Origin of the sequence: Pseudomonas sp. P8_229 (assembly GCF_034008635.1) — a bacterium.
GTDB lineage: Bacteria > Pseudomonadota > Gammaproteobacteria > Pseudomonadales > Pseudomonadaceae > Aquipseudomonas.
The window spans coordinates 485,881-507,710 of the sequence record NZ_CP125378.1 but is presented as its reverse complement, the minus strand read 5'-3'; the positions used below and the strand labels follow the sequence as shown (position 1 = coordinate 507,710).

Here is a 21,830-nt window from a genome sequence, read left to right as displayed (position 1 = left end):
CAGTAGGCCCTGACTTTCTACAGGGCCGTGCCATGCTTGCGTTCATCCTCTTTGCTTTCGTTGCCTCGATCACTCCGGGGCCGACCAACCTGATCGTACTCAGCACCAGTGCCCGACATGGCTGGCGGCCATGCCTGCCGATCATTCTCGGTGCGGGGGCGGGCGCTGCGTCACTGGTGTGGGTTGCCGGTGCGGGTGCCAGCACGCTGATGCTGCCCGGCGTGCGCCCGGTGATCAGTGCGCTGGGGATGTGCTGGATGCTGTGGCTGGCGTGGCAGATCTTCACGGCGCCGGCCACGGCCATCGATCCCGCTGCCGGTGAGGAAAAATCGGAACTGGGGCTGGTCGGCGCGGCCCTGTTGCAGTGGGTCAACCCCAAGTCGTGGATGATGGCGATTGCCGTGATCAGCGTGTTTACCGCACAGGGGCAGGGGTTGAATGCGTTGTGCCTGGCATTCTTTCTGGTGTCATTGCCGTGTCTGGCGCTCTGGGCGCTGCTGGGTCGCGGCGCGGCGCGCTGGCTGAGCAACCCCGCGCAGTTGCAGTGGCTGAACCGGATTCTGGCGGTGCTGCTGGTCGTCTCATCCGCGGCTGCGTTGTTGCACCGCTGAGCGGGCGCAAACTTCCAATCCAGACACGCCCCCACAGGTTTTGTGTTTTCTGGCAGAACGTTCAGTTGCCCGAATCACACTTCGCGTCCACTCTATGGCATGCCGACAAGGAGCGTCCGCCGACCCTCCGTCGTGACCACAGGGAGCTTGCAGCATGAGCGAAGACAACAAGGTAAAAGGCCCGGCGTCGTACTTCCCCTCCATCGAAAAGAAGTACGGCCAGCCCATCGACCACTGGCTGAACCTGCTCGCCGGCGTCACCGACAAGAAGCACATGGAACTGGTGGCGTGGCTCAAGGAAGAACACGGCATGGGCCACGGCCATGCCAACGCGCTGGTGGCGCATCACCTGGCGGCAGGCAAACAGTGAGGGCAGGGCAGCGATGAATTTCTCCCACCGACCAGTGACGGCCGACGACGTCAAAATCCTGTGCGGATTTCCGCAGGGCGTTCAAGAGTTGTACTTCATGTTCCCGAAAGCGCAGTACCCGCTGACGGAAGAGCAGATGCACAGCGCGATCAGCCAGCGCTTCGACTCCACGGCGTTTTTGGCCAACGGCGAGTTCGTCGGTTTCGCCAACTTCTACCGTGCTGAAAGCAACGGCATCTGCTGCATCGGCAACGTGATCGTCGCGCCTTACGCCCGTGGTCAGGGCGTCGCTCGCTACATTGTCGAAACCATGACCGCCGTCGGCTTCGAAAAGTATCAGGCCAGGGAAGTGCAGCTTTCCTGCTTCAACGAAAACACTGCGGGGTTGCTGCTTTACCCGAAACTCGGGTTCGTGCCGTTCTCCATCGAAGAGCGCGCGGCGTCGGGGGGGAGGCGTGTGGCGCTGATCAATATGACGCGCCACCGAGGCCAACCTTCTGGCCTGTAACCGCTGCCTATGTGTCGACCTCAGAAGCTTGCCGTGGCCTGAGGCGTCGATTTAAAGGACAGAGTTACATTATTTTCAGGGCCCTCGGCTTTTACATCGCCTGGGTTAGTCTCATTACGAATGATGCATTTCCATGTCACGACATCATCGGGCTTCAAGTTCAAGAAGGTTACCTTACCGGTCCAGGAAGGGTAGGCAGATGGGGTGAGTTTAAAGGCTTCAGCTGCTTTGTCGTTCCCCAACTCCTTGGTATTGCCTACCACATAGACGCTGTAGCCCATGGTCGTTACGCCATTATCACAGCGAAAATTTACCGGGAGCGAATACGTCCAAGTGGCACCGGCATAGCCGTTTGCCGGCAAAATCGCCATGAGCAGAACACTCAGTGGCAACAAGTAAGAAATGCGGTTCATGCTTAATTCCTCAGTTCACCTTTATCCGCGCCAGCTTATCTCCGCGCAAATTTAAAGAGACCTGTAAGAACTGCTAGTCTTTCAGATCGCTTGGCGATACCGGGCGGCAAGCCTTATTCCCGCAGATGATCAAACACATTCACAGCATCTGCAGGAGTGAGCCTGCTCGCGATGGCGTCAGCCCCGCCAACCCATGACTGGCTGAATCGCCCAAAACTCCAAGGTATTGATCATGTCAGCCACACCACCACGCCTGCTCTACAGACGCCCACAGCAAGCAGACCTGCCCACCGTTTTCGCAATTTTCGGTGACCCGCAAACCAACCTGTTCAACCCCGCCGGCCCCATGACCGACATCGCCCAGGCCGAAGCGTTGCTGGACCGCTGGCTGCAACACTGGGCGACCCACGGCTACGGATGGTGGGCGATCAGGAGCGCACAAAATCCTCAACACATCCTCGGATTCGCCGGCATCGCCGCCCATGACTACCTGGGTAAATCGGTCACCAATCTCGGCTATCGCTTCGCCGTTGAAGCATGGGGCCAGGGCTACGCCACAGAGGCCGCGCAAGCCGCGCTGACCCATGCCTTCGACCACCTCGGATTGCCCGAAGTGTTCGGCCTGGTCAGACCCGATCATGTCGCGTCCATCCGGGTCCTGGAGAAAATCGGCATGCACCGCTTCGACGTGCTGGACGACGTCCCGAACAAAGCCCCCAGCCTGATATTCCAAATCCAGCAAAGTGCCCGCTAATCCGATCACATCCTTCCCTTGTAGGAGTGAGCCTGCTCGCGATGGCACACGCCCAGCCACCACCAATCCAAACCCAGCCAAAATCCCCTGTGGGAGCAGGCTTGCTCGCGAAGACGCCCACCCAGTCACCCCATCAATCTCTGACCGAAATAAACAGTAAAACCACCACTGTTTAAACGAAGCCTCCAGTAACCACCTGCGCCCTACAACGCCTTGCGCCATCGGCTACGACTAAGCCAGAATCCGCCGGCTTGTGCGTCTAGGGCGTGGGTTCTATCGTCTGTCGGTCACTGAAAAACAGTGATCGGGTTTGGTAGCCCGCCATAACTAGTCGCATCGCGCACCTTTCGCAGACCTCTTCAGGTCTCTGCTCAATGGTGGCCATGCGCAGGACACCTTCGGGTGTGCCGGGTCCTAGTTACCGGTCTACCAACCCGCGTGTGGCCGCCACCCTTCGTTTGGTAGCGAAGGTGAAGGCTCCTCTTCAATAACTAGGAGTTTCACCATGATCAAACCAACACCCAATCCCCCAGAAACCGACCTCGCATCCCCCTACGAAACCCTCGATTCCAAAAAACTCCACGAAGCCGCAGAACGCGCCCTCGACCACTACCTCACCCCGGCCAGCCAAATCATGGCCAGCACCCACAAACCCGAACCCATGTACCTCGCCAACCCCAAGTGCGACACCGAATCCCTGCTCGCCAACGCCAGCGAAACCCTCGGCTCCGCCAGCGAAATGCTCAACAACTTCGCCGCCATGCTCGACACCTCCCACCGCAAAACTGCACTGGGCATCGCCCAAGTCGTGATGCTCGGCGAACTCGCGGTAAACCAGGCCCTCGACAACGTCGAATTACAGGGATAGGCATTAGCCAACTGTGGCGAAGGTGCACGCGTCGCCACAGTGGAGTGCTGCCGGTTACTAGAAGTTGTTTTTGTCCTTCAGCTATTGATCAAACTTGTATTTGTTCTTCGTCAGGTCGTTTTAGCGCTATATTTGTGGGCGGCTGTTTTTTTATTGGGTCTGTTTTAAGCCTTATTTCCCCCGTGACTTTTGCAAGTCTCAACGCGATTGCCGCACCAAGTAAAATTGACGCTGCGTATTTTATTATGTCAAAGATTTTTTCGAAGTGCCTGAAGTTGGATCTTGCTTTTTCAATTGAGTCGCGCTGTATGACATGTTTGGCGTGCTCTTGAATCAGGTCGTCAAATCTTTCTTTTATTAACGGGTTGTTATATCTAATTATTCCTTTGTTCTCATCGGTAAAATAACGGGCGATTTTCAAGTCAATTTGCGTTTTTGTCGGCTCATCAGGTCTGATTTTCCTAAATTCCTCGCATGCCGAAGCCAGCTCTTTGGAAAGAGCCGTCACGCGAGTGTTTGCTGACGGTGGGAGACAAATCGGAGGGTCGCTAAGCCTCGCAGCCGCCATGTTGAGATTTTGGCTCGTGAGTCGACCGATGCTTTCCTCCATGTTTATAGTGGATTGATTAATCGCAGTTCCCGCCTGGATTGATTGGATGACAAATCCAAAAGCTCCAATTGTAATCCACCAATAATCGGCTTTTTTCCAACCGATATCATCCAGGCGCGTCGGAAGGTACTTGGTTTCCCTGACAAGCAACCAATAAAAAACATAGTATAGAATGGCTATGCTTCCTGCGATGATGCATGCAATTAACATCATTTGCATGATCGGATCGTACCCCATGTTAGTGCTCCTTTGTTCTTCGGAAACGCGGTAGTTCTCCTTATCGGCAGAAATTTATTTTGCTAGAGGCATAGATGCAGAGATGGCGCTGCCATCCAGTGGATGGTCGTTAAATGTAGGTCTCCTTAAGGAGGCTGGGCTGACTTTCCTAAAACGAAAAAATGATCTGAAGTACGACACCAAATCAATCCTTAACTACGTCAGCGAAGCCTTCGACACAGACGGCTTTCTCAACCGAGCTGGCACACGGCCACGCCTTGCGCCCCCAAGCCTCGGCTGTCACCCTTCGGCCCGTTCTCAAGGATCAGAACAAGGAAATCAAGGATTGAGTGGCTACGTTCCCAACCCGCCCAAAAACCACCGCTACGAAGAAGCCAAACCCGTCGATATTCATGCCCAGCGTTGGGCCGAGTATGAGAAACACGGGAAAGAACCTGCGCGCGAGCCTGAGAAAATCGGCATTGCGTTGAGGATTGGGGTGTTCTTTGATGGTACCGGCAACAATGCGAATAATACGGCGGCGGGGTTGCTGTGCGGTGCGCAGCATCCGATTGCGCCGCAGGATATTCCTGCTAGCTGTCAGCCCTATATGAAGGATCCGGACAGCAGCTATGGCGCCGGGCCTACCAACGTAAATAAATTATTTTCACTGTATGAAGAGATCAAAGAAGCCGAGGGTGAAGGTTCTTTGAGGCGTGTTTCGCGTGCTCTTTACATCGACGGTATCGGTACACAGTGTAGTGGTCAACTAATCCCGGACACGACGTTAAGTTTTTCCTCGGCCCGCGCTGGCGCCAACCCATCGTTGAATTGGTGAGGCCGAATCCAGTTGTAGCGATGCATCAAAAAATGGCTGATATCGCGCTGTGCTTCCTGCGCAGTTCGATAGCCCACGGTCGGTATCCATTCTGTTTTCAAGCTGCGAAATACGCGCTCCATCGGTGCGTTATCCCAGCAGTTTCCTCGTCGACTCATGCTCTGGCGCATGCGGTATCGCCACAACCGCTGGCGAAAGAGTCGGCTTGCATATTGCGATCCCTGGTCCGAGTGGAATAGCAGATCCGAAGGCCTGCCACGCTGCTCGTAAGCCATATCCAGCGCTTTGATCACCAGCTCAGCGTCTGGCTTTTCCGACAGCGCCCAGCCCACGATCCGACGCGTACAAAGATCCAGGACGACAGCCAGGTAATGCCACTTTCCTTGCGCCCAAATGTAGGTGATATCGCCGCACCAGACTTGATTGGGCGCTGGCACGTCGAACTCGCGGTTCAATGTGTTCGGGATATCCAGTCTTTCTACTGTTGCTCGCTTGTAGGCATGGGAGCCGGGTTGTTTGCTGACTAAATCAAGCTCGCGCATCAAGCTACGCACTTTGAATCGACCGAGTTGCTCACCGTCTTCACGCATCAGCGACAGGATGCTGCGACTGCCCGCAGAGCTGCGACTTTGCGAGAACAGCTCACTGACGCGACTACGCAATCGAAGCCGTTCAACATCCGGCGTGCGGCGCCGCAGGCGCTGGGCGTAGTAACACGAGCGAGTGACGTCAAACACCTTGCACAGCCAATCAACCGGCTCATGGGCGCTCAACTGGTCAATCAGCGCGAACGCTCGTGATCTTCCGACATCAAGAGCGCAGTAGCCTTTTTTAGTATTGATTTCTCTCGCTCAAGCCGAGCAATCCGGGCTTCCAGCTCCTGAATTTTTTGCTGTTCCGGAGTCAGTGCCTTGCTCTGCGGGGTAACGCCTTTATGTTCTTTCTGAATCTGGTCAACCCAGCGGCGCAATGCCGATTCACCAATGCCGAGTGAACGGCTGGCTTCGATGTAGCTGTAGTTTTGTTTGAGCACAAGGTCGGCAGCCTCGCGCTTGAATTCAGGAGTAAAGGAGCGGCGTTGTTTGGTCATCTGACACCTCGATCTGGCGAGCATTCTCGCCTAAATGGGTGTCCGATTTCATTAGACCACTACACAGAACGATAAAAAAGACAGTGTGGTGGGTTCCGGAATGGGGCGTGGCGACACAGGTGTGGCCGGCCGCGTGCAGGCATCTTTCAAACAGATCAACAGCATTATTGAAGAAGCATTGAAGGAGAACCCAAACTGCGAAATTGCTTCTCTGACTTTTGATACGTTTGGCTTTAGTCGCGGAGCTGCTGCAGCACGGCATTTTTCGAACGAGGTTGTCAGGGGGAAGCAAGGGCCGTTAGGGAATTTACTAAACAGCAACGCCAGAGATTTCAGTCGAACCTTTGATAGTCAATACGGAAGCGGCATCAACATGGGGTTCATCGGGCTGTTCGACACCGTACCCTCAATCGCCGGATTCACGAATTTCGGGCGCGTGAAAAGTCCCATCGCTCCCGGTGTGAAGCTGTATCTGGATCGCAAGTACTTCAAGGACGTTGTCCACTTGGTCGCTCGTGATGAAGGCCGCGCAAACTTTGCGCTCAGCCGGGTGAAGCCCGCTCACCCGGAGTACACCTTTCCTGGCGTCCATTCTGATATCGGTGGCAGCTATCTCGACGAAGTTGAGGAGTGTGTGCTGGTTAGCCCGATGCAGTCACTGGCAGTATCTTCTTTTACCGATGTCACGAGTACGTCGATCTACCTTGATGCTGCACGGGTAAAAAGTGAATGGGTCGCCAAGGGATGGCCTGCGCATTTACTGGAAATTGTCACCCCCGCCTCTGTTGAACTCCCGCGTGATCATCAGGACAGGCTCTCCCCCAGGCAGAAGCGCGTGTTTGCTGCCCTCCAACTCAAGCGGCCAGTTAGCGGCAAGCTTTCGAGGGTTTACCTGAGAGTCATGTACCAACTGGCGAAAGAAAAAGGTGTTCGCTTCATCGGCATGCCCGACGATGGTGAGTACTCCGTCCCCGAGGAACTCCAACCACTATGCGATCGATTCGTAGAGGGCGATTACAAAACCACTCCAGAGGAAGAGGAGCTTCTCAAGCTGAGGTACATTCATACCTCTGCCAACTGGAATCATCCTCTCGGAAGAAGGGATGGAAGTGGTATAGACGCGGTATATATCAATGCCCCGACGGATGATGGGATCCGCGTACAACACCCTCATGTACCTGACTGGAACTTTTGGTAATGAAAGCGATGATTGCTCTGCTAGGTGTTCTACTGTTGGCGGGATGCCAAACAGGAGGTGCCGAAACCGGTGAAAATGACCCTAAATATTCGTCGTGGGAATTGGTGTTCGTTGAGCCGAACTACATGAAAGTCTGGGTGGAGGACAGCTCCGTTCAAGACGTCAATGACAAAGTATCTTTCAAAGCAGGCAAACGCACTGCCGCTTCAGGAGAGCCCGACATCTCGACCGAATCGGCTCGAGGCTGGGGAGCAGTGACTGGCTCAGGAATGCCAGTCACGGGGGCTGAGCTTCCAAAACGCATTTCCGTACGCTGGCAGTCCATCACAGAGCAGAAGACCTATCGCGGGTTCATTGATATTCCGGAAGAAGCCAGGCGGTTGATGGTGACATCCACGCATCAACGCTGTCCGGAAACACCGGATAAAACTGCTCGCTTCATGGCGTCTCTTTACGTTGGTCTCGCCCCTGGCGGTGTTCTACAGGCTTGGGTAAAAGATTCATGTCGAAACCCGATCAAGGTTGCTCGTGGCCAAGGCGAGATTGAGCCGTTAGGTGCACAGCAAGGGAAAAACGGTGGTCGCTATGCCTATCCGGTGAGTGAAAAGGCGAAGCTGTATGTCGAGAAGTACGGCGTCCCTTATGGGAGTTGGTAAACCGTCGGTCCGCCAGCCCATGAAGCAGGTCATAGCGCTGCTATGCGTATTGCTGCTCGCAGGATGCCAAACCACTGATCCACTTTCAGCCAAAGGCGATCCTAAATCCGAATGGTGGGAATTGGCGTTCACTGAACCTGACTACATGAAAACTTGGGTAGAGGACAGTTCTGTTCAAGACATTAACGGCAGGATTTTCTACAAAACCGGCGGTGGCACCGCTGCGGGGGGGGGGGGAGCCTGGAGATGGAACGGAGTCCGCCCGAGGGTGGACAGGTGGGGTAGGTGGCAGCGGAAAGAGAGTGGTGGGTGCAGATTTACCTGTTCGCATCTGGGGCCGTTGGCAATCAATCGCCGAGCAGAAAACTTGGCAAGCATGGGTAGATATTCCAGAAGAGGCCAGGCAGTTGATGGTGTCGTCCGTTAATCAGCGCTGCCCGCAAACACCGGACCAGGAGGCAAGATTCATGGCCTCGGTCTATCTCGGCCTGGCTCCCGGCGGTGTCGTGCAGGTTTGGGTAAGAGACTCATGTCATCACCCGGTCAAAGTCGCGCGTGCACAGGCCGAAATTGAGCCACTGGGGCCGAGCCAAGGTAAGAACGAAGGGCGGTACGCTTATCCCGTCAGTGAAAAGGCCAAGCGGTATATCGAAAAATTCGGCATTCCATATGGAAGTTGGTAGTCGTGACACTTACCTGAATGGATCTTTCTGTGATGAAAGCGACGGTTGCACTGCTGGGCGCTTTATTGTTGTCCACTAGGGATGCTTAGAGCTTCGAAGCCTGAATGGCTGCTTCGAGCAAAGGGCCCGTGATCCGGCGGCCATTGTAATCATCGACAAAGTAATTGATTCGGTTAGCCAGGTGCTGAATGGATAGCCAGCCTAAGCCTCGGTAGTCACGTAATTCCTCATCGTCGAGCTTAATCAGGCATTCGTAACTCACAAAAGACGCCTCGCAGTTGACGAGGAGATAGATTGAGCCATCTCCTGCGCGAAGAAGATGCCAGTAGTCGTCCGTAGTGTGATATGTCGCAGGTGCGAGCTGAACCAGATCCATGTTTGATTTTCGTACGTTACCTTTCAGTTTCTAACCATAACATGACTGCGAGCGCACGATTCTCGAATGCCTGCTTCTGGTCGAAAGCAGCCCCATCCGTAATTCCCCATCAGTCCGAGTACTACCAGATCAATGAATCCCCCCGAGACCTCATCCAGCAACGATCTCAAACGCAGCACTACCTAAAACCTCCCCATTAACCATCACCCGCACCCCATGCCGCCCCACAAAATGCTTCCGCGTCGTAAAATCCCTAATCACCTGCCGCCTCCCCACAACCACCTCCCCAAACCCCTCCAACACCACCGTCTTCAACTTGAAAACCTTCCCCGAAACCCCGCCATTCGCCTTCACATAGTCAATCGCATAATCAATCACCAACCGCTGCTCATGCGCCACTGTCGACTTCACCGTAAACGACAATGTAATCGCCTCACCCAACCTCACCACCGCCGGCTCAACCCGCACATCCAACAACTCAACCTCAGCCTTGGTCCCAGCGCCAATCACCGTCAGCGCCCTTAAATCCCCCTGTTTGATCAAACTGCGCAACGCATGCTTGGCAATCCACGCCGTGTGCTTGTTCTCCAGCGACCAACCTTCAATCGTGTCCAGCACCCACTCCGGATGCTCCTTGGTCACGTCATTCAGGTGGTTCGCCACGGACTTGCGCACGTACAGACTCTCGTCCGCCTTCAACCGATCCAGTATCCCGGCGGCCAATTGCGGATTGGCCTGCACTGCTTCCAAGCGAAACGACCAGGGCAGGCGAGGGCGGCTGCCTTCGCTGGCCAGGCGACGGACGTGGTGGTTTTCGTCCTGGGTCCAGTCGTGTATCAGTTCCAGCGAGCGTTCGAGGTCGCTGCGCAGGAAGTGGCGGATGGCGAATTCGGAGGAGCCGAAGGCGGTGAAGTATTTCAGCGCTTGCATCGAGGTGTCGAACGCGTGGCCGCCGTAGCTGGCGACGTAGTGCGGCAGGCACATGCTGACGAATCCGCTATTCAGCCTTGGCGCGAGTTCACGTAACACATGTAAGGAATCTTCGTAGTCCAGTGGCAGCACGGCGTGCAGGCTTTCGCTGACGCGGGCCATGCGTTGCATCACCGACAGTTCGGCAAGCCCGTTGTTGGCATGTTTGAGAAACGCCTTGGCCTTGAACGCCGGGTACACGGCGCTCATTTCGCTGGCGATGTGTTGCAGACGCTCGGCGTTGAAGATTTCCTTTAACGCCGGGGTGGCGGTGTCGGTGGTGCTCATGGTCAGGTCATCGGGGTGCTGACGAACGCTTCGAGGGTTTCGGCGTACGCGGTGTATTGGGCGATGTTTGGGTAGCGGCGGGTGTCGATCTGGTCGGGGACGACGAGGCCGGTGAAGCTCCAGGCGACGGCGAGGCTGATGCCAGCCTGGGTGAGGGTGCCGTCGGTGGGCAGGCCGGTTTTTTCCAGTTCCTGTTCGAGGGCGGTGAACGCGGCGGCGAGTTGGCCTTCGACGCGTTCGACCCACGGTTGATATTGAATGTCGGCCGGGCGCAGGTTGCGCTCGTAGTAGAGCTGCACGGCTTTTTCGCAGGCAGCGAGGCTGAGGCCGATCAGGCGCAGGGCGTGGGCGCGCTGTTTGAGGTCGGCGGGCAGCAGGCTTTTGCCGGCGCAGGCTTCGAGGTAGTCGAGGATAAGGGTGGAGTCCATCAGCACCACGCCGTCGTCGAGGATCAGTGAAGGCGCCTTGACCACCGGGTTGATCTGCTGGAATTGCTCGAAGTGGCGGAATACCGAGACCGACTGGTGTTCGAGGTCGATGCCTAGGCGTTTGGCGGAGATAGCCACGCGGCGCACATAGGGTGAGTCGAGCATTCCGATCAGCTTCATGTGCAACTCCTTTGGCAAGTCATGAGCAGGCGATGGACGTCGAATGTAGCGGTAAAAGTTGTTGGTTGACTACTGGGTTGGCTTGCTCGCTTGATCGTAATGACGTTGATACAGATCGTGTAACACCCATGAAACACCCGAAAATAAAGGCTTTGACGGCCTTGCGGGGTGTTTGGGTGGGTCTATAGTCAAAATGCCAGCATCGACCAGGGACGGAAAAGGTAAACGAGTTCAGGCCCTCTGATTCAGTACTCGTTTGTATTACTCCCTTGCAGTCCACGAACCCTAGATCGTTGAGGCGCCGACCTGTGCGCATTCGGTGTCGCAGCTCGTGCAGTCGAAACTGGAGGGAGGGTCAAATGCATGAAAGCGTCCAAACATTTGGTTTTGTGTCTGGTGGGAGCGGGATTGGCTGGATGCGGCAGTTCGAAGCCGACTCCCGGGGTGGTGGCCGAGAACTGGTCAACCAATACTGAGCAACTGGGTATTCAGGCTATTTATCCGCCGCGTGCCCACTTTGAGGTTGGTGATGTGTTCATTGCACGCGCTACTTCAGCAGGTCAGAAGCTTAGAACATCTGATTATGTGTTGGGATCTATAAAGATTGATCATATCGATATGAGCGAAGCGTTGTATCGCTCGGCGCCGACCGTAACGTTCGAGTCCACCGATACCTATGATGACGGCACAACCAACGGCCCTGTCAGTACCAGGAAGGCACTGCCTCTGACGGTTCACAACAGGGTCATCAACAGTCTGGTGGCATTTCCCGGGTTCACGTTCGCTTCTCTTGCTGAAAGTGATGTAGGAGTCAATGTCACCAGCAGTGCTATCGGGGCGTTGTTCGGATTCGGTCGACGCTCGCAATACAGTGTTTCTTACTCGGTTCCTTCGGGAGAAACCTACGGTGTCACTTATCTGGAGGGAAGGCGCAGATTCGATGATGTGGCCCGTACGCGCTACAGCGTTACTGACCGGCAATGGATGCGTGATGCTGCGAAGGCATTACAGTCGACCCATTCCAAAAATTCGGATGGATCGGGCCCGATTCTGGTGTTCGTGACGGATGTTTATCTGACCCGTTCCATTGACGTGACAGTTTCGGCGCAAGATGGGATGAGTGCGTCATTTTCGACACTGACCCTTTCCATGGTCGAACTCAGTGACAAAAAGAAAAGCCTGGAGGATCAACTTGCCAAGCTGCGCAAACCGGCTCAAGGCCAAGCTGTTGCTCCGGCTCCAACAGCCGCTCCCGATAGTAATGCGGGAGAGGGGGCTGGCAAGGTTCGTGTCGCAGATGACACGGTAGCCACGGCTGGGGCCCCAGCCAAACCTGAACAGCCTAAGCCTGCCGACAAACCTGCGACGCCGCCCGTGACGGCGAGCCAGCAAACGGAGATCGACAAGGTAGAGGCTGAACTGGTGCAAGTTAATGCGCAAATGCGTCAACAGGTGGATCAGATCGCACCGGATTTACCGGGTGTCACGGGGTCAGTGGTCAGGTCGTCTGCGCTGGGCGTAAAGTTGCGACAGGCATTTGCCCAACCGGTTGCGATTGGATACCGAGGGATCAATTACAGCATCGAGTCGTTGCTGGATTCGAACGCCGCCAAGGACTCCAGCGGTACTTTCAAAACGGCGGATCCAAGGAAGTATCCAGCGCCGCTAAAAGAAACATACCATTTGGACGGATATCCAAATCTGGATCAGGTGGCACCGCCTGCTGCAGCGCCGCCCCAACACTGACAGGTTCAGGTGCTGGCGAGTCACCAAGCAGAACTCGCCAGCCTTTAATCCTCAAATCCCGCTTGTTCGTGAATCTCATCCACATTCAATTCCAGCCGATACGCCACCGCCACGAACAACGCCTGACACAAACACAGCGTCGCGCTCAGCGAGCGAAACGCCAGCGCGCTCCCCTCATTCACCAGCAACAGGCTGTTGGCGTTTCTGGCCAGTGGCGAGAGGTGGCTGTCGGTGAGGACCAGGGTTTTCGCCTGTTGCTGGCGGGCGTAGCGCAGGCAGTGTTGGGTTTCCCTGGCGTAGGGGGTGAAGCTGATGGCGATCACCAGATCACCGCTACTCACGCTGCGCATCTGCTCTCGATAGCTGCCGCCGAGGCCGGACACCAGGTGAATGCGCTTGTGAGTGTGTTGCAAGTTGTAAACGAGGTAATCGGCGACGGCGAAGGAGCGGCGCACGCCGACGACATAGATGTTGTCGGCGTTGACGATCAGGTCGACGGCTTTTTCGAACGCGACGTCGTCGAGTTCGCGGCCCAGGCGTTCGATGCCGGAGCGGGTGGCGTCGATGCATTCGCGGGCGAGGTCGCTGTCGCTGGCTGGCTGCGACTGGTTGGCGATCATGCTGCGGATGCGTTGCTGGTAGTTCTGCACCGGTGAGGCTTTGTGGGTGTAGGCGGTGCGGAACAGCGCCTGCATTTCGCTGAAGCCGCTGAAGCCGAAGCGCTGCGAGAAGCGCACGATGGCGGACGGGTGCACTTCGCATTCACGGGCGATGTCGCTGATGCGATCGACCATGATCCGGTCGCTTTGCTGGCTCATGTAGCTGGCGATGCGCTTGAGTTGGCGCGGCAGGGTGTCGTATTCGTCGGTGATCAGTTGCAGCAGACGCTCGGCATTGATCGGGGGGCTGGCGAGGGGACGCTCGTCGTTGGCCGGCAGATCGGGGCGGGGCATGGGAAGTCCTTTTGGCAAATTGATCACCCCGTGGCGAGGGGGCAAGCCCTCGCCACGGGGTGTTGGTTTGCTCTGATATTAGGGGGCTTTTGCGGGTCTGCTTTGCTGAAACGATGCACTGCGCGGGCTGCATGGCCGAAAAAATGCGACCAACTGCCGCTGGGTTAGCCGTTTGTCATCTATATACAGCCGCTCGACTGAATTTCTTGCTATAAACGCACTCCGATGACCGCCATGACGCCTGTTTCAGAGCTGTTTACGGGTGTTGTCGGACAAATTCCCAGTATTTACAGTTGCTGAGGCCTCAAACGGGCCTTAGACTGCCGCCCCTTCGTAAATTGAGTGCCGGGTGGCGTTTGCAATAAACGATGCCTTTTCGTCGACCGGACACGGTTCGCCGGAACGCTCCCTAATTCGCCTTAATGCACGTTTTTTTATAGAGATATCAATGACAAAGGACAAGTTGCTGGCCATGCCGGCAGATGACTACATGAATGCCGAGCAGCACGCTTTCTTCACTGAGCTGCTGCAGAACATGAAAGTCGAAACCCACGAGCGCATTGAGCAAAACCGTATCGCCATCGAAAGCCTGGACACCCCGGCCGACCCGGCGGACGCGGCTTCGGTTGAAGAAGAGCGCACCTGGCTGGTCAACGCGATCGATCGCGACCAGCGCATGCTGCCGCAACTGGAACAAGCCCTTGAGCGCATCAAGGAAGACAGCTTTGGCTGGTGCGACGACAGCGGCGAGGCCATTGGCCTGAAACGCCTGCTGATCAGCCCGACCACCAAGTACTGCATCGAAGCTCAAGAGCGTCATGAGCAGATCGACAAGCACCAGCGTCAGGCCTGATTCTGTGCGGTAACCCATGAATGTGGGTTGCCCCGAAAAGATCGCAGCCTTCGCCAGCTCCCACACGAGCTGACGAGGCTGCGATCTTTGCATTTGTTCGTCTGCGATATTTCGCGCGCCGTTCCATTGACCTGCTGCAAGCCCCACGACTAATGGACCATAGATAATGGCCATGTAGTGGCGTTTAATGCGGATACAACAATGAGAACATGCGTGGGGTGTTGATATGACGAGAGATGGATCTCTGGTTGGGGCTCTGCCTGCACCAGTGCTGTTGCCGAAAAACCGCTGGATCGCTCCGACCCTGCAAAGTGTCGCCCTGATGCTGTTGCTCGTCGGCATGACGCTGGGTGAGTGGTCGTTGTACATCGGTCTGCCGCTGGCGGTGCTGATTGTCTGGCTACCACGCCTGCGTTCCCGCACGGTCGCCGATACTGCACCGGTCGAGGCCGGCAGTGCCATTTCCGAACTCACTCGCGACCTTTCCTACACCACCAGTCATAACGCGCTGTCAGCTGCGGGCGTGGCATTTTCCGTCAAGCAACTGGCCAGCAAACTCGAATCGCAGCTCGACGCGGCGGCGCAGATTGTCAGCAACGCCGAAGTGATGATCGCCACCGAACACGCCACCTCGCAGCTCAGCCGCGAAGCGCTGGACGCTGCCAGTGAAGCGCACCACAGCAGCGCGGCGGGGCGCACCGAACTGGTGGATTCGATTGCGCGCATGCATCAACTCAGTCAGCGCGCAAACGCCAGCCGTGAGCTGATCGAAGCCCTGAGCCTGCGCAGCGACGACATTCAGCGGGTGACGCTGGTGATTCAATCCATCGCCAGCCAGACCAATCTGCTGGCGCTGAACGCGGCGATTGAAGCGGCGCGAGCGGGTGAGCATGGCCGCGGTTTTGCGGTGGTGGCGGATGAGGTGCGTGGTTTGGCGGCGCGCACGGCGTCGGCGACTGGCGAAGTCGGGGAGATGGTCGCCGATATTCAGCAACGCACGGCGCAAGTGGTGGAGCAAATCCGCGAGCTGTCCAATGATCTGCAGACTGGCGTCGAGCAGGTGGAAACCACCGGTCAACATCTGGAAAACATCGCCCGGTTGGCCGCCGGGGTGGAAAGTCAGGTCGGCGAAATTGCCCGTGGTGCGCAAACCAACCGTGAGCAACTCGACAGTCTGTTCAAGGCTATCGAGCAGATGCGCAGCGATCTGGCGATCAGCGATCAACAGACCCGACGCCTGGCCGAAGCTGCCGTGCAGATGGAAGGTCAGGCGGAAACCATCAGCGAGCGGCTGGCCGAAGTCGGTCTGGATGACTACCACCAGCGCGTCTATGACCTGGCGCGTGAGGGGGCGAGCCAGATTGCGGCGCGATTCGAAGCCGATGTCGAGCAGGGCCGGATCAGTCTCGACGATCTATTCGACCGCCAGTACCAGCCGATTCCGGGGACGCAACCGGCGAAGTTTCAAACCCGTTTCGACCGCTACACCGATCAGGTGCTGCCAGCGATTCAGGAGCCGTTGCTGCCGCGCCACGAAGGGTTGGTGTTCGCCATCGCCTGTACGCAGCAGGGTTATGTGCCGACGCACAATCTGGCGTTCAGCCAGCCGTTGACCGGTGACGAGCGGGTCGACACCGTGGGTAACCGCACCAAACGCAAGTTCGCCGACCGCACCGGTATCCGCTGCGGGAGTCATCAGCAAGCGGTGCTGTTGCAGACTTACACCCGCGACACTGGAGAGCTGATGCATGACTTGTCGGTGCCGATCATGGTCAAGGGCCGGCATTGGGGCGGGTTGCGGCTGGGCTATAAACCGGAGGCTGCGCGCTGATCGATTGTTACCGCGTGTGCAATGAATCTGTGCACGGGCGTTGCTGTTTTCTCTGCGCCAAACTCATTAACATTACTACTAGTTAGGTAGCTAATTAATTTGAGAGGTCAGCATGCAGAGCAGAGTCGATGTCGCGGTGATGATCGGCAGTGGTGTGCCCGCCGGATTGCGCGCGATGGGCCAGAGCGTCTGCTGGGTGGTGTTGCTCAACGGTGAGCGTCGCGGCACCGCGTTCGCCAGTCGCGATGAGGCGGAGGAGTGCAAGGCTGCCTGGCTCGCACAGCTGCAAGCCGAGCCTGGTGACAGCCTGCACTGACATTTATTAACGGCCCTCGTGCAGGCGTACGTTCAATTCGTCGACCATTAACGCTTCTTCACCGTCGGCGCGCAGCCATTCTTTCAAGAGTTGCGCCTGTTGCGGCGTCCAGAAATCGGCATCGATCAATTTGGTGTTGGCGTCCAGCGGATGCGCCTCGATGAAGTCGTCGATTGCGCTGCCCTCCGATGGCAGTCCCAGTTGATCGAACAGGGTTTTCAGGTCGTAGGCAGGCAGTTCCATCGTGTACTCCTTTTGCGTGTGCCGGAATGGCGCTGTCGTTCGCTCTTTATCTGAGGCAGCGGTTGGGCAAGAGTTCGATTCGTGATTCAAGCGAACGGGCGAGGGCGCACGCCTCGTTATGATCTTCGCGGAATCCTCTTACACGACCGGTAGATGATTCCTTGATATGAAAGAACGCGTTGCCCGCCGGGACTACCAGGAAACGCGGGGTGTTGGTACTTTGTTCATATTCCGCAAGTACCGGTATAGCGCCGCCGTGCAGCACGAAAGGGGCGTCGATGCTGGCGTTGGAGGGGCGGGCAAAGTGAGTCAGAGTGCACATATGAAGTCCTTTTCATGAGTTGGCCGACGTTTACTGGTCGGTTCGGGTAGTCGTAAGGAGCATCGCTGCTCTAGAATCACCAGTGTCTGTTGGCGACAGATGCCTATCTAAAGCAATTTTTTACGGGCGATATGTCGGAAAAGGGCTTTTTTTCGTCAGTTTTTTCCCTAAATTTTGTAGTCCGTCTTCGTTGCGCTTCAATGAGGACTTTTCCTTCAAGGTCTGGCGAACGTCAAAGCAAGTTTCTCGCGTGACTTTCCAGTAGTCTTGCGAACTCGCGATGAATGAGCGTTCTGCTTGATTCAGGTTTACTGGAGTCATCTGGTAACAGCATCGGCCTGGCCGTTTTTTTGCCGTGCGCGTTTTGGCGCAGGGTACTTTTTCAGATGTGGGGATGTTTCTTTGGCAGTCAGTAACCTCGATATGCATGCTTTGTTCGTGCTGGGTGATTTGCGTGCAAAGCTGGTCAAGCAGTTTCAATCGCGTTTTGTTTACATCACCGAACAGAACGCCGAAGGCATTTACGTGGCCGAGATCGACACCGAAAGCGCGTTGGTGGTCGATGACAAACCGGGGCTCAAGCTCAAGGTCGGCGATCATTTCAGCGCCTCGGTCCTGCCCAGCCGTGAAGGCGGCAAGATGGACATACGCTTTCGCGAGATCAAGCTGACGGTGTATGGCCTGGGCGATTACGCCTTTGTCGAGACCGCCGATGGTCACGCAATCCTGTTCAAGGAAGGCCACAGCGTGGTGACGGTGTTTGCCGCGCATCAGCAATTGCAGGAAGGCCTGACCAAGACCTTGAAAGCCGTCACCGGCAAAGCGGCGAAGTGGCGCAAGGGCGAACTGGTCACGTTCAAGGCTAGCGAGTGATCGGTGATTTGAGTCGCGCCGACTTCCATTCACAGAACCTCGAGCGCGCGCATGAAGAAGCCTTGCGGCTATTCAACGCCAAAGCCGGGTTGCAGGCTGCCTGGCTGAGTTGGGTGGCTGCGCAGATCTACACCTTGCGGCCTGCGGAATACGCCAGCATGGTCAGACGTGAGCTGCAAACCTTGCAGGAAAAGTCTGAAACATAACCTCGTCGGGAGCATGCGCCCGGAAAAAGCAGGAACCTCGGCTACAGTCAGTTGACTGAGTATTCAGAGGCTTGCGGTCTTCTGTCAGGCCATCCTGCTATTGCTGTGAACAGCACGAGGTGCAAAAGCATGAAAGGATTTCGACGGTTACTGGCCGCCAGTGTGGTCACGTTCGGTGTGCTGGCGTCTGCGCAGCCAGCTGCAGCGGCGCAGGCGCCGATCCATTTTGCCGACCTGAACTGGGAAAGTGGCAGCCTGATCACCGATGTCCTGCGGATCATCGTCGAGAAGGGTTACGGGTTGTCGACCGATACGCTGCCAGGCACCACCATCACGCTTGAGACGGCGCTGGCCAACAATGACATTCAGGTCATTGGCGAGGAGTGGGCCGGGCGCAGTCCGGTGTGGGTCAAGGCCGAGGCGGAGGGAAAGGTCGCCAGTCTTGGCGACACGGTCAAGGGCGCCACGGAAGGCTGGTGGGTGCCGGAATACGTGATCAAGGGCGACCCGGCCAAGGGCATCAAGCCGCTGGCGCCGGACTTGCGCAGTGTCAGTGACCTGAAGAAATACAAGGATGTGTTCAAGGACCCGGAAAACCCGAGCAAGGGCCGGTTCCTCAACAGCCCGATCGGCTGGACCTCGGAAGTGGTGAACAAACAGAAACTCACCGCGTACGGCCTGCAGGACGACTACACCAATTTCCGCAGTGGCTCCGGCGCGGCACTCGACGCCGAGATCAGCTCCTCTATCCGCCGGGGCAAACCGGTGCTGTTCTATTACTGGTCACCGACACCTCTGCTGGGCAAATTCAAACTGGTGCAACTGCAAGAGCCGCCGTTTGATGCCGAGGCGTGGAAGACGCTGACCGATGCCGATAACCCCAATCCGAAACCGACTCGTTCGTTGGCCTCGAAGCTGTCGATCGGGGTGTCTGCGCCGTTCCAGAGGCAGTATCCGCAGATTGCCGAGTTTTTCAGCAAAGTGGATTTCCCGATAGCGCCGTTGAACAAGGCGCTGGCCGAGATGAGCGAGAAACACACCGCGCCACGAGAGGCAGCGGAGGCGTTCATGAAGGCGTATCCGCAGGTATGGCAGGCGTGGGTGCCGAAGGATGTGGCGGATAAGGTTGCGGCTGATCTGAAGTAGGCGGTGAGTCGGCTGGCCTCTTCGCGAGCAAACCCGCTCCCACATTTGGAACGTGGTCCTCTGTGGGAGCGGGCTTGCTCGCGAAGCTTTCAGGCTTTTTAGAACCTGGTTTGCACCGCCAACTCAAAGGTGCGCGGTGTACCCAGATAGTAAGCCGGCGACACATGTGCAAACTCGGCATACACCTCGTTGGTCAGGTTGCGCACCCGCCCGGTGACGGTGGTGTGCGAGTCGACCTTGTAGCTGAGGAAGCTGCCAAACAGCGTGTACGACGGCACGGTCATGGTGTTCGCCGTGTCCGCATACACCGACGCTACATATCGCGCATCGACCCCACCCTGCCATTGCGGCGAAAAATCATAAGTCAGCCACAGGTTGCCCACCCGGTCCGGGACGTTGGTTGGCGTATTGCCCTTGCGTGACACCACCACGCCGGCGGCATTCTTCTCGGTGAAATCGTCGTATTGCGCATCGACCCAGGCGAAGTTGCCTTCGGCCAACAGCTTGTCAGTGATGCGCAAGGAGCTGGCGATCTCGATGCCTTTGGAGGTTTGCTGGCCCACCGGAATGCTGCTGGTCGGGTCCAGCGGATCAGTTACGGCAAAATCCTTGCGTTCGATGGTGTAGGCGGCAACTGTCGCCGAGCCACGGCCGTTCAGATAGTCGAACTTGCTGCCGATCTCCCATTGCTTGCCGGTCGAGACGTCGAAGTTCTGCGTGCCGCCCGGTTGCTCGGCGGCGGTGCTGTATTGCACGTAGACATTGGCAGTGGGGATGAACTGATAGGTCAGTCCCGCGCGGCCGGTGACCGGCTGCCAACTTTGCTTGAAGTGCTTGGGATTGGCGGTGGTCACCGTGCGGTGGTTGGTCACGTCGAGGTCGATGTCGTCGTAGCGCAGGCCGGTGAGCAGGGACAATTTGTCGGTCAGCGCCAGACGGTTTTCGACGAACAAGGCCTTGGTGGTGACCTCGTTGGTCTTGTCGCTGATCAGCGCCGGGTTGGTCCCGGGAATGTCATAGAAGCGCCCCGGGCGGTAATTGTTCGGGTCAACCGTGCTCGCGCCTTTGATGTTGAGCGGCGAGTTGGTGGTCTGGTTGACCTTGTATTCGAAACCGCCGGACCAGGTGGTGTCGAGGCCGAACAGGGTGTCGTCGTGGCGCAGTTCGAACTGGTTGCCGTTCTGCTCGCCCTGATGCCGTACCTGGTACGCGGTGGAGCGGTTCACCGCGCTGTTGTCGGCGGCGTACTGATAGGTCTCGAGGTTGCGGTAGTCGCGCTGACTGTCCAGGTGATACAGCGTGTTGCGCAAGGTGGTGCTGTCGTTGATCCGGTAGTCGATGATCGAGCGCACCCAGATCGTGCGCTGTTCGTAGCGTCCGTCCTCGACGTTGTAGTTGTTGAAACGGTTGTGTCTGTCGATTTTCAACTCGCCGGCCTTGGGATTGAGCACCGGCGTGCCCCAGTACGGGCTGTCTTCGTGTTCGTCCTGATATTCCAGGGCCAGGGTGTGTGACAGATCCGGCGTGAGGTCGCTGAGCAGCGAGAACGCCACGCTCCAGGCATCGCGCTCCTGACGGTCGATGTAGCCGTTGCTGGTGTTGTGGCTGACGTCCAGGCGCGCGTAGTGCTGTACGTCGGCGCTCGGGTCGGTGAGGGCATGGTTGAGGCCGAACGCGGTTTCCGTGGTGTCGTAGGTGCCGTAGCTGACACGACCTTCGACGGCTTGCTCTTCGCGGGTCGCCAGTTTGCTCACGTAATTCAGTGAGCCGCCCACCGAGCCTGCGCCGTTGATCAGCGACGACGGGCCGCCAACCAGTTCGACTCGATCATAGATCCACGCATCCACCGGTCGGGCGAGGCCGCCGGAGACGTTGATACCGTTGAACATCTGAGTGATCTGGCTGCTGGTGAAGCCGCGATAGGAGACAAATCCGCCAAAGCCTGGCGGCGCGCTGGCATTGACTCCGGGCAGGGTGTTGGCGGCGTCCTGGAAGTTCTGCGCGCCGTGGCGTTCGATGTCGTTGCGATTGGCGATGGCCACCGAGGCAGGCGTATCACGCACGCTGAGGCCAAGGCGCGAGGCCATGCCGCTGGATTGATCGAGGCTCAGGCCCGGTTCGCTGATGGATTCGCCGTCGATGGTGATCGGCGCCAGATCCACGGTGGATTGCGCCCAGGCGTTAAGGGACAGGCAGCCGCACAGGCTCGCCAGCAGAGGAATATGTTTCATCGTTGAATCCTGAATGCTTGTCTAGGAATCAGCGCACAGGCGAACGCCGCGCGT

At 57.1% G+C, this 21,830-nt stretch carries 23 protein-coding genes and 3 pseudogenes; 16 read left to right on the top strand and 10 right to left on the bottom strand.

Going from position 1 to position 21,830, the window contains the following annotated elements; all coding sequences use genetic code 11:
* The first annotated feature begins 32 nt into the window (after positions 1 to 32).
* The 3 genes from QMK55_RS02100 (at position 33) to QMK55_RS02090 (ending at position 1,489) form a co-directional block, all read left to right on the top strand.
* On the top strand, positions 33 to 611 hold the full coding sequence (locus QMK55_RS02100; protein ID WP_102357974.1) for a LysE family translocator: 579 nt from the start codon (positions 33 to 35) through the stop codon (positions 609 to 611).
* Positions 612 to 765: 154 nt separating this feature from the next.
* Entirely contained in the window at positions 766 to 981 is a 216-nt protein-coding gene (locus QMK55_RS02095) for a DUF4287 domain-containing protein (RefSeq protein ID WP_102357976.1), read from the top strand.
* A gap of 13 nt (positions 982 to 994) precedes the next feature.
* Positions 995 to 1,489: a GNAT family N-acetyltransferase gene (locus tag QMK55_RS02090; RefSeq protein WP_102357977.1), complete on the top strand. Its 495-nt coding sequence runs from the start codon at positions 995 to 997 to the stop codon at positions 1,487 to 1,489.
* Positions 1,490 to 1,509: 20 nt separating this feature from the next.
* Here QMK55_RS02090 and QMK55_RS02085 read toward each other — a convergent pair whose 3' ends face one another.
* Positions 1,510 to 1,902: a carbohydrate-binding module family 20 domain-containing protein gene (locus QMK55_RS02085; RefSeq protein WP_320328561.1), complete on the bottom strand. Its 393-nt coding sequence runs from the start codon at positions 1,900 to 1,902 to the stop codon at positions 1,510 to 1,512.
* Positions 1,903 to 2,134: 232 nt separating this feature from the next.
* Here QMK55_RS02085 and QMK55_RS02080 point away from each other — a divergent pair, with 232 nt between their 5' ends.
* On the top strand, positions 2,135 to 2,656 hold the full coding sequence (locus QMK55_RS02080; RefSeq protein ID WP_320328560.1) for a GNAT family N-acetyltransferase: 522 nt from the start codon (positions 2,135 to 2,137) through the stop codon (positions 2,654 to 2,656).
* 505 nt (positions 2,657 to 3,161) lie between these two features.
* Entirely contained in the window at positions 3,162 to 3,524 is a 363-nt protein-coding gene (locus QMK55_RS02075; protein ID WP_320328559.1) for a DUF6124 family protein, read from the top strand.
* Between the two features lie 88 nt (positions 3,525 to 3,612).
* Here QMK55_RS02075 and QMK55_RS02070 read toward each other — a convergent pair whose 3' ends face one another.
* Positions 3,613 to 4,371, bottom strand: coding sequence for a hypothetical protein (locus QMK55_RS02070; RefSeq protein WP_320328558.1), 759 nt, complete (start codon positions 4,369 to 4,371; stop codon positions 3,613 to 3,615).
* A gap of 325 nt (positions 4,372 to 4,696) precedes the next feature.
* On the opposite strand from QMK55_RS02070, the pseudogene QMK55_RS02065 reads away from it, so the two are divergent.
* A pseudogene (locus QMK55_RS02065) lies at positions 4,697 to 5,107 on the top strand (DUF2235 domain-containing protein); the annotation flags it as partial.
* 8 nt (positions 5,108 to 5,115) lie between these two features.
* On the opposite strand, the gene QMK55_RS02060 reads toward QMK55_RS02065, so the two are convergent.
* Positions 5,116 to 6,278 (bottom strand): IS3 family transposase gene (locus tag QMK55_RS02060; protein WP_090175779.1). Its coding sequence is split into 2 segments (ribosomal slippage): positions 5,116 to 6,023 and positions 6,023 to 6,278, totalling 1,164 coding nucleotides; the frame shifts between segments, so codons are not numbered across the junction.
* Positions 6,279 to 6,339: 61 nt separating this feature from the next.
* Here QMK55_RS02060 and QMK55_RS02055 point away from each other — a divergent pair.
* From QMK55_RS02055 to QMK55_RS02045, 3 genes and pseudogenes are all read left to right on the top strand, one after another.
* Positions 6,340 to 7,476, top strand: a pseudogene (locus tag QMK55_RS02055) (phospholipase effector Tle1 domain-containing protein); the annotation flags it as partial.
* Positions 7,476 to 8,132: a DUF2931 family protein gene (locus QMK55_RS02050; protein ID WP_320328557.1), complete on the top strand. Its 657-nt coding sequence runs from the start codon at positions 7,476 to 7,478 to the stop codon at positions 8,130 to 8,132. The pseudogene QMK55_RS02055 and the gene QMK55_RS02050, both read left to right, overlap by 1 nt.
* Before the next feature lie 19 nt (positions 8,133 to 8,151).
* A pseudogene (locus QMK55_RS02045) lies at positions 8,152 to 8,815 on the top strand (DUF2931 family protein).
* A gap of 85 nt (positions 8,816 to 8,900) precedes the next feature.
* On the opposite strand, the gene QMK55_RS02040 reads toward QMK55_RS02045, so the two are convergent.
* The 3 genes from QMK55_RS02040 to QMK55_RS02030 all read right to left on the bottom strand — a co-directional run bounded on the left by QMK55_RS02040 (position 8,901) and on the right by QMK55_RS02030 (position 11,056).
* Positions 8,901 to 9,191: a hypothetical protein gene (locus tag QMK55_RS02040; protein WP_320328556.1), complete on the bottom strand. Its 291-nt coding sequence runs from the start codon at positions 9,189 to 9,191 to the stop codon at positions 8,901 to 8,903.
* 150 nt (positions 9,192 to 9,341) lie between these two features.
* Positions 9,342 to 10,448 (bottom strand): DNA alkylation repair protein, encoded by a 1,107-nt coding sequence (locus tag QMK55_RS02035; protein ID WP_320328555.1) that lies wholly within the window; start codon positions 10,446 to 10,448, stop codon positions 9,342 to 9,344.
* Between the two features lie 2 nt (positions 10,449 to 10,450).
* Positions 10,451 to 11,056 (bottom strand): glutathione S-transferase, encoded by a 606-nt coding sequence (locus QMK55_RS02030; RefSeq protein WP_320328554.1) that lies wholly within the window; start codon positions 11,054 to 11,056, stop codon positions 10,451 to 10,453.
* Between the two features lie 363 nt (positions 11,057 to 11,419).
* Here QMK55_RS02030 and QMK55_RS02025 point away from each other — a divergent pair, with 363 nt between their 5' ends.
* Positions 11,420 to 12,802, top strand: coding sequence for a hypothetical protein (locus QMK55_RS02025; protein WP_102357421.1), 1,383 nt, complete (start codon positions 11,420 to 11,422; stop codon positions 12,800 to 12,802).
* A 44-nt stretch (positions 12,803 to 12,846) separates the two neighbouring features.
* On the opposite strand, the gene QMK55_RS02020 is transcribed toward QMK55_RS02025, so the two are convergent.
* The gene (locus QMK55_RS02020; RefSeq protein WP_320328553.1) at positions 12,847 to 13,755 is read right to left on the bottom strand and encodes a MurR/RpiR family transcriptional regulator; all 909 of its coding nucleotides are present in this window, start codon (positions 13,753 to 13,755) and stop codon (positions 12,847 to 12,849) included.
* 448 nt (positions 13,756 to 14,203) lie between these two features.
* On the opposite strand from QMK55_RS02020, the gene QMK55_RS02015 reads away from it, so the two are divergent.
* The 3 genes from QMK55_RS02015 (at position 14,204) to QMK55_RS02005 (ending at position 16,755) form a co-directional block, all read left to right on the top strand.
* The gene (locus QMK55_RS02015; protein WP_003225981.1) at positions 14,204 to 14,608 is read left to right on the top strand and encodes a TraR/DksA family transcriptional regulator; all 405 of its coding nucleotides are present in this window, start codon (positions 14,204 to 14,206) and stop codon (positions 14,606 to 14,608) included.
* 226 nt (positions 14,609 to 14,834) lie between these two features.
* The gene (locus QMK55_RS02010) at positions 14,835 to 16,439 is read left to right on the top strand and encodes a methyl-accepting chemotaxis protein (RefSeq protein WP_320328552.1); all 1,605 of its coding nucleotides are present in this window, start codon (positions 14,835 to 14,837) and stop codon (positions 16,437 to 16,439) included.
* A 112-nt stretch (positions 16,440 to 16,551) separates the two neighbouring features.
* Positions 16,552 to 16,755 (top strand): hypothetical protein, encoded by a 204-nt coding sequence (locus QMK55_RS02005; RefSeq protein WP_025111382.1) that lies wholly within the window; start codon positions 16,552 to 16,554, stop codon positions 16,753 to 16,755.
* Positions 16,756 to 16,761: 6 nt separating this feature from the next.
* Here QMK55_RS02005 and QMK55_RS02000 read toward each other — a convergent pair whose 3' ends face one another.
* Positions 16,762 to 16,998, bottom strand: a complete 237-nt coding sequence (locus QMK55_RS02000; RefSeq protein ID WP_320328551.1) for a DUF2789 family protein — start codon at positions 16,996 to 16,998, stop codon at positions 16,762 to 16,764.
* 46 nt (positions 16,999 to 17,044) lie between these two features.
* On the bottom strand, positions 17,045 to 17,320 hold the full coding sequence (locus tag QMK55_RS01995; protein ID WP_102357427.1) for a hypothetical protein: 276 nt from the start codon (positions 17,318 to 17,320) through the stop codon (positions 17,045 to 17,047).
* Positions 17,321 to 17,722: 402 nt separating this feature from the next.
* On the opposite strand from QMK55_RS01995, the gene QMK55_RS01990 reads away from it, so the two are divergent.
* The 3 genes from QMK55_RS01990 to QMK55_RS01980 all read left to right on the top strand — a co-directional run bounded on the left by QMK55_RS01990 (position 17,723) and on the right by QMK55_RS01980 (position 19,545).
* The gene (locus QMK55_RS01990; RefSeq protein WP_025111384.1) at positions 17,723 to 18,193 is read left to right on the top strand and encodes a hypothetical protein; all 471 of its coding nucleotides are present in this window, start codon (positions 17,723 to 17,725) and stop codon (positions 18,191 to 18,193) included.
* Positions 18,194 to 18,201: 8 nt separating this feature from the next.
* Positions 18,202 to 18,399 carry a hypothetical protein gene (locus QMK55_RS01985; RefSeq protein ID WP_102357486.1) on the top strand — a complete coding sequence of 66 codons (198 nt, stop codon included), beginning with the start codon at positions 18,202 to 18,204 and terminating at the stop codon, positions 18,397 to 18,399.
* A 129-nt stretch (positions 18,400 to 18,528) separates the two neighbouring features.
* Positions 18,529 to 19,545: an ABC transporter substrate-binding protein gene (locus QMK55_RS01980; RefSeq protein ID WP_320328550.1), complete on the top strand. Its 1,017-nt coding sequence runs from the start codon at positions 18,529 to 18,531 to the stop codon at positions 19,543 to 19,545.
* Between the two features lie 98 nt (positions 19,546 to 19,643).
* Here QMK55_RS01980 and QMK55_RS01975 read toward each other — a convergent pair whose 3' ends face one another.
* Positions 19,644 to 21,776, bottom strand: a complete 2,133-nt coding sequence (locus tag QMK55_RS01975; protein WP_320328549.1) for a TonB-dependent receptor — start codon at positions 21,774 to 21,776, stop codon at positions 19,644 to 19,646.
* Between the last annotated feature and the right edge of the window lie 54 nt (positions 21,777 to 21,830).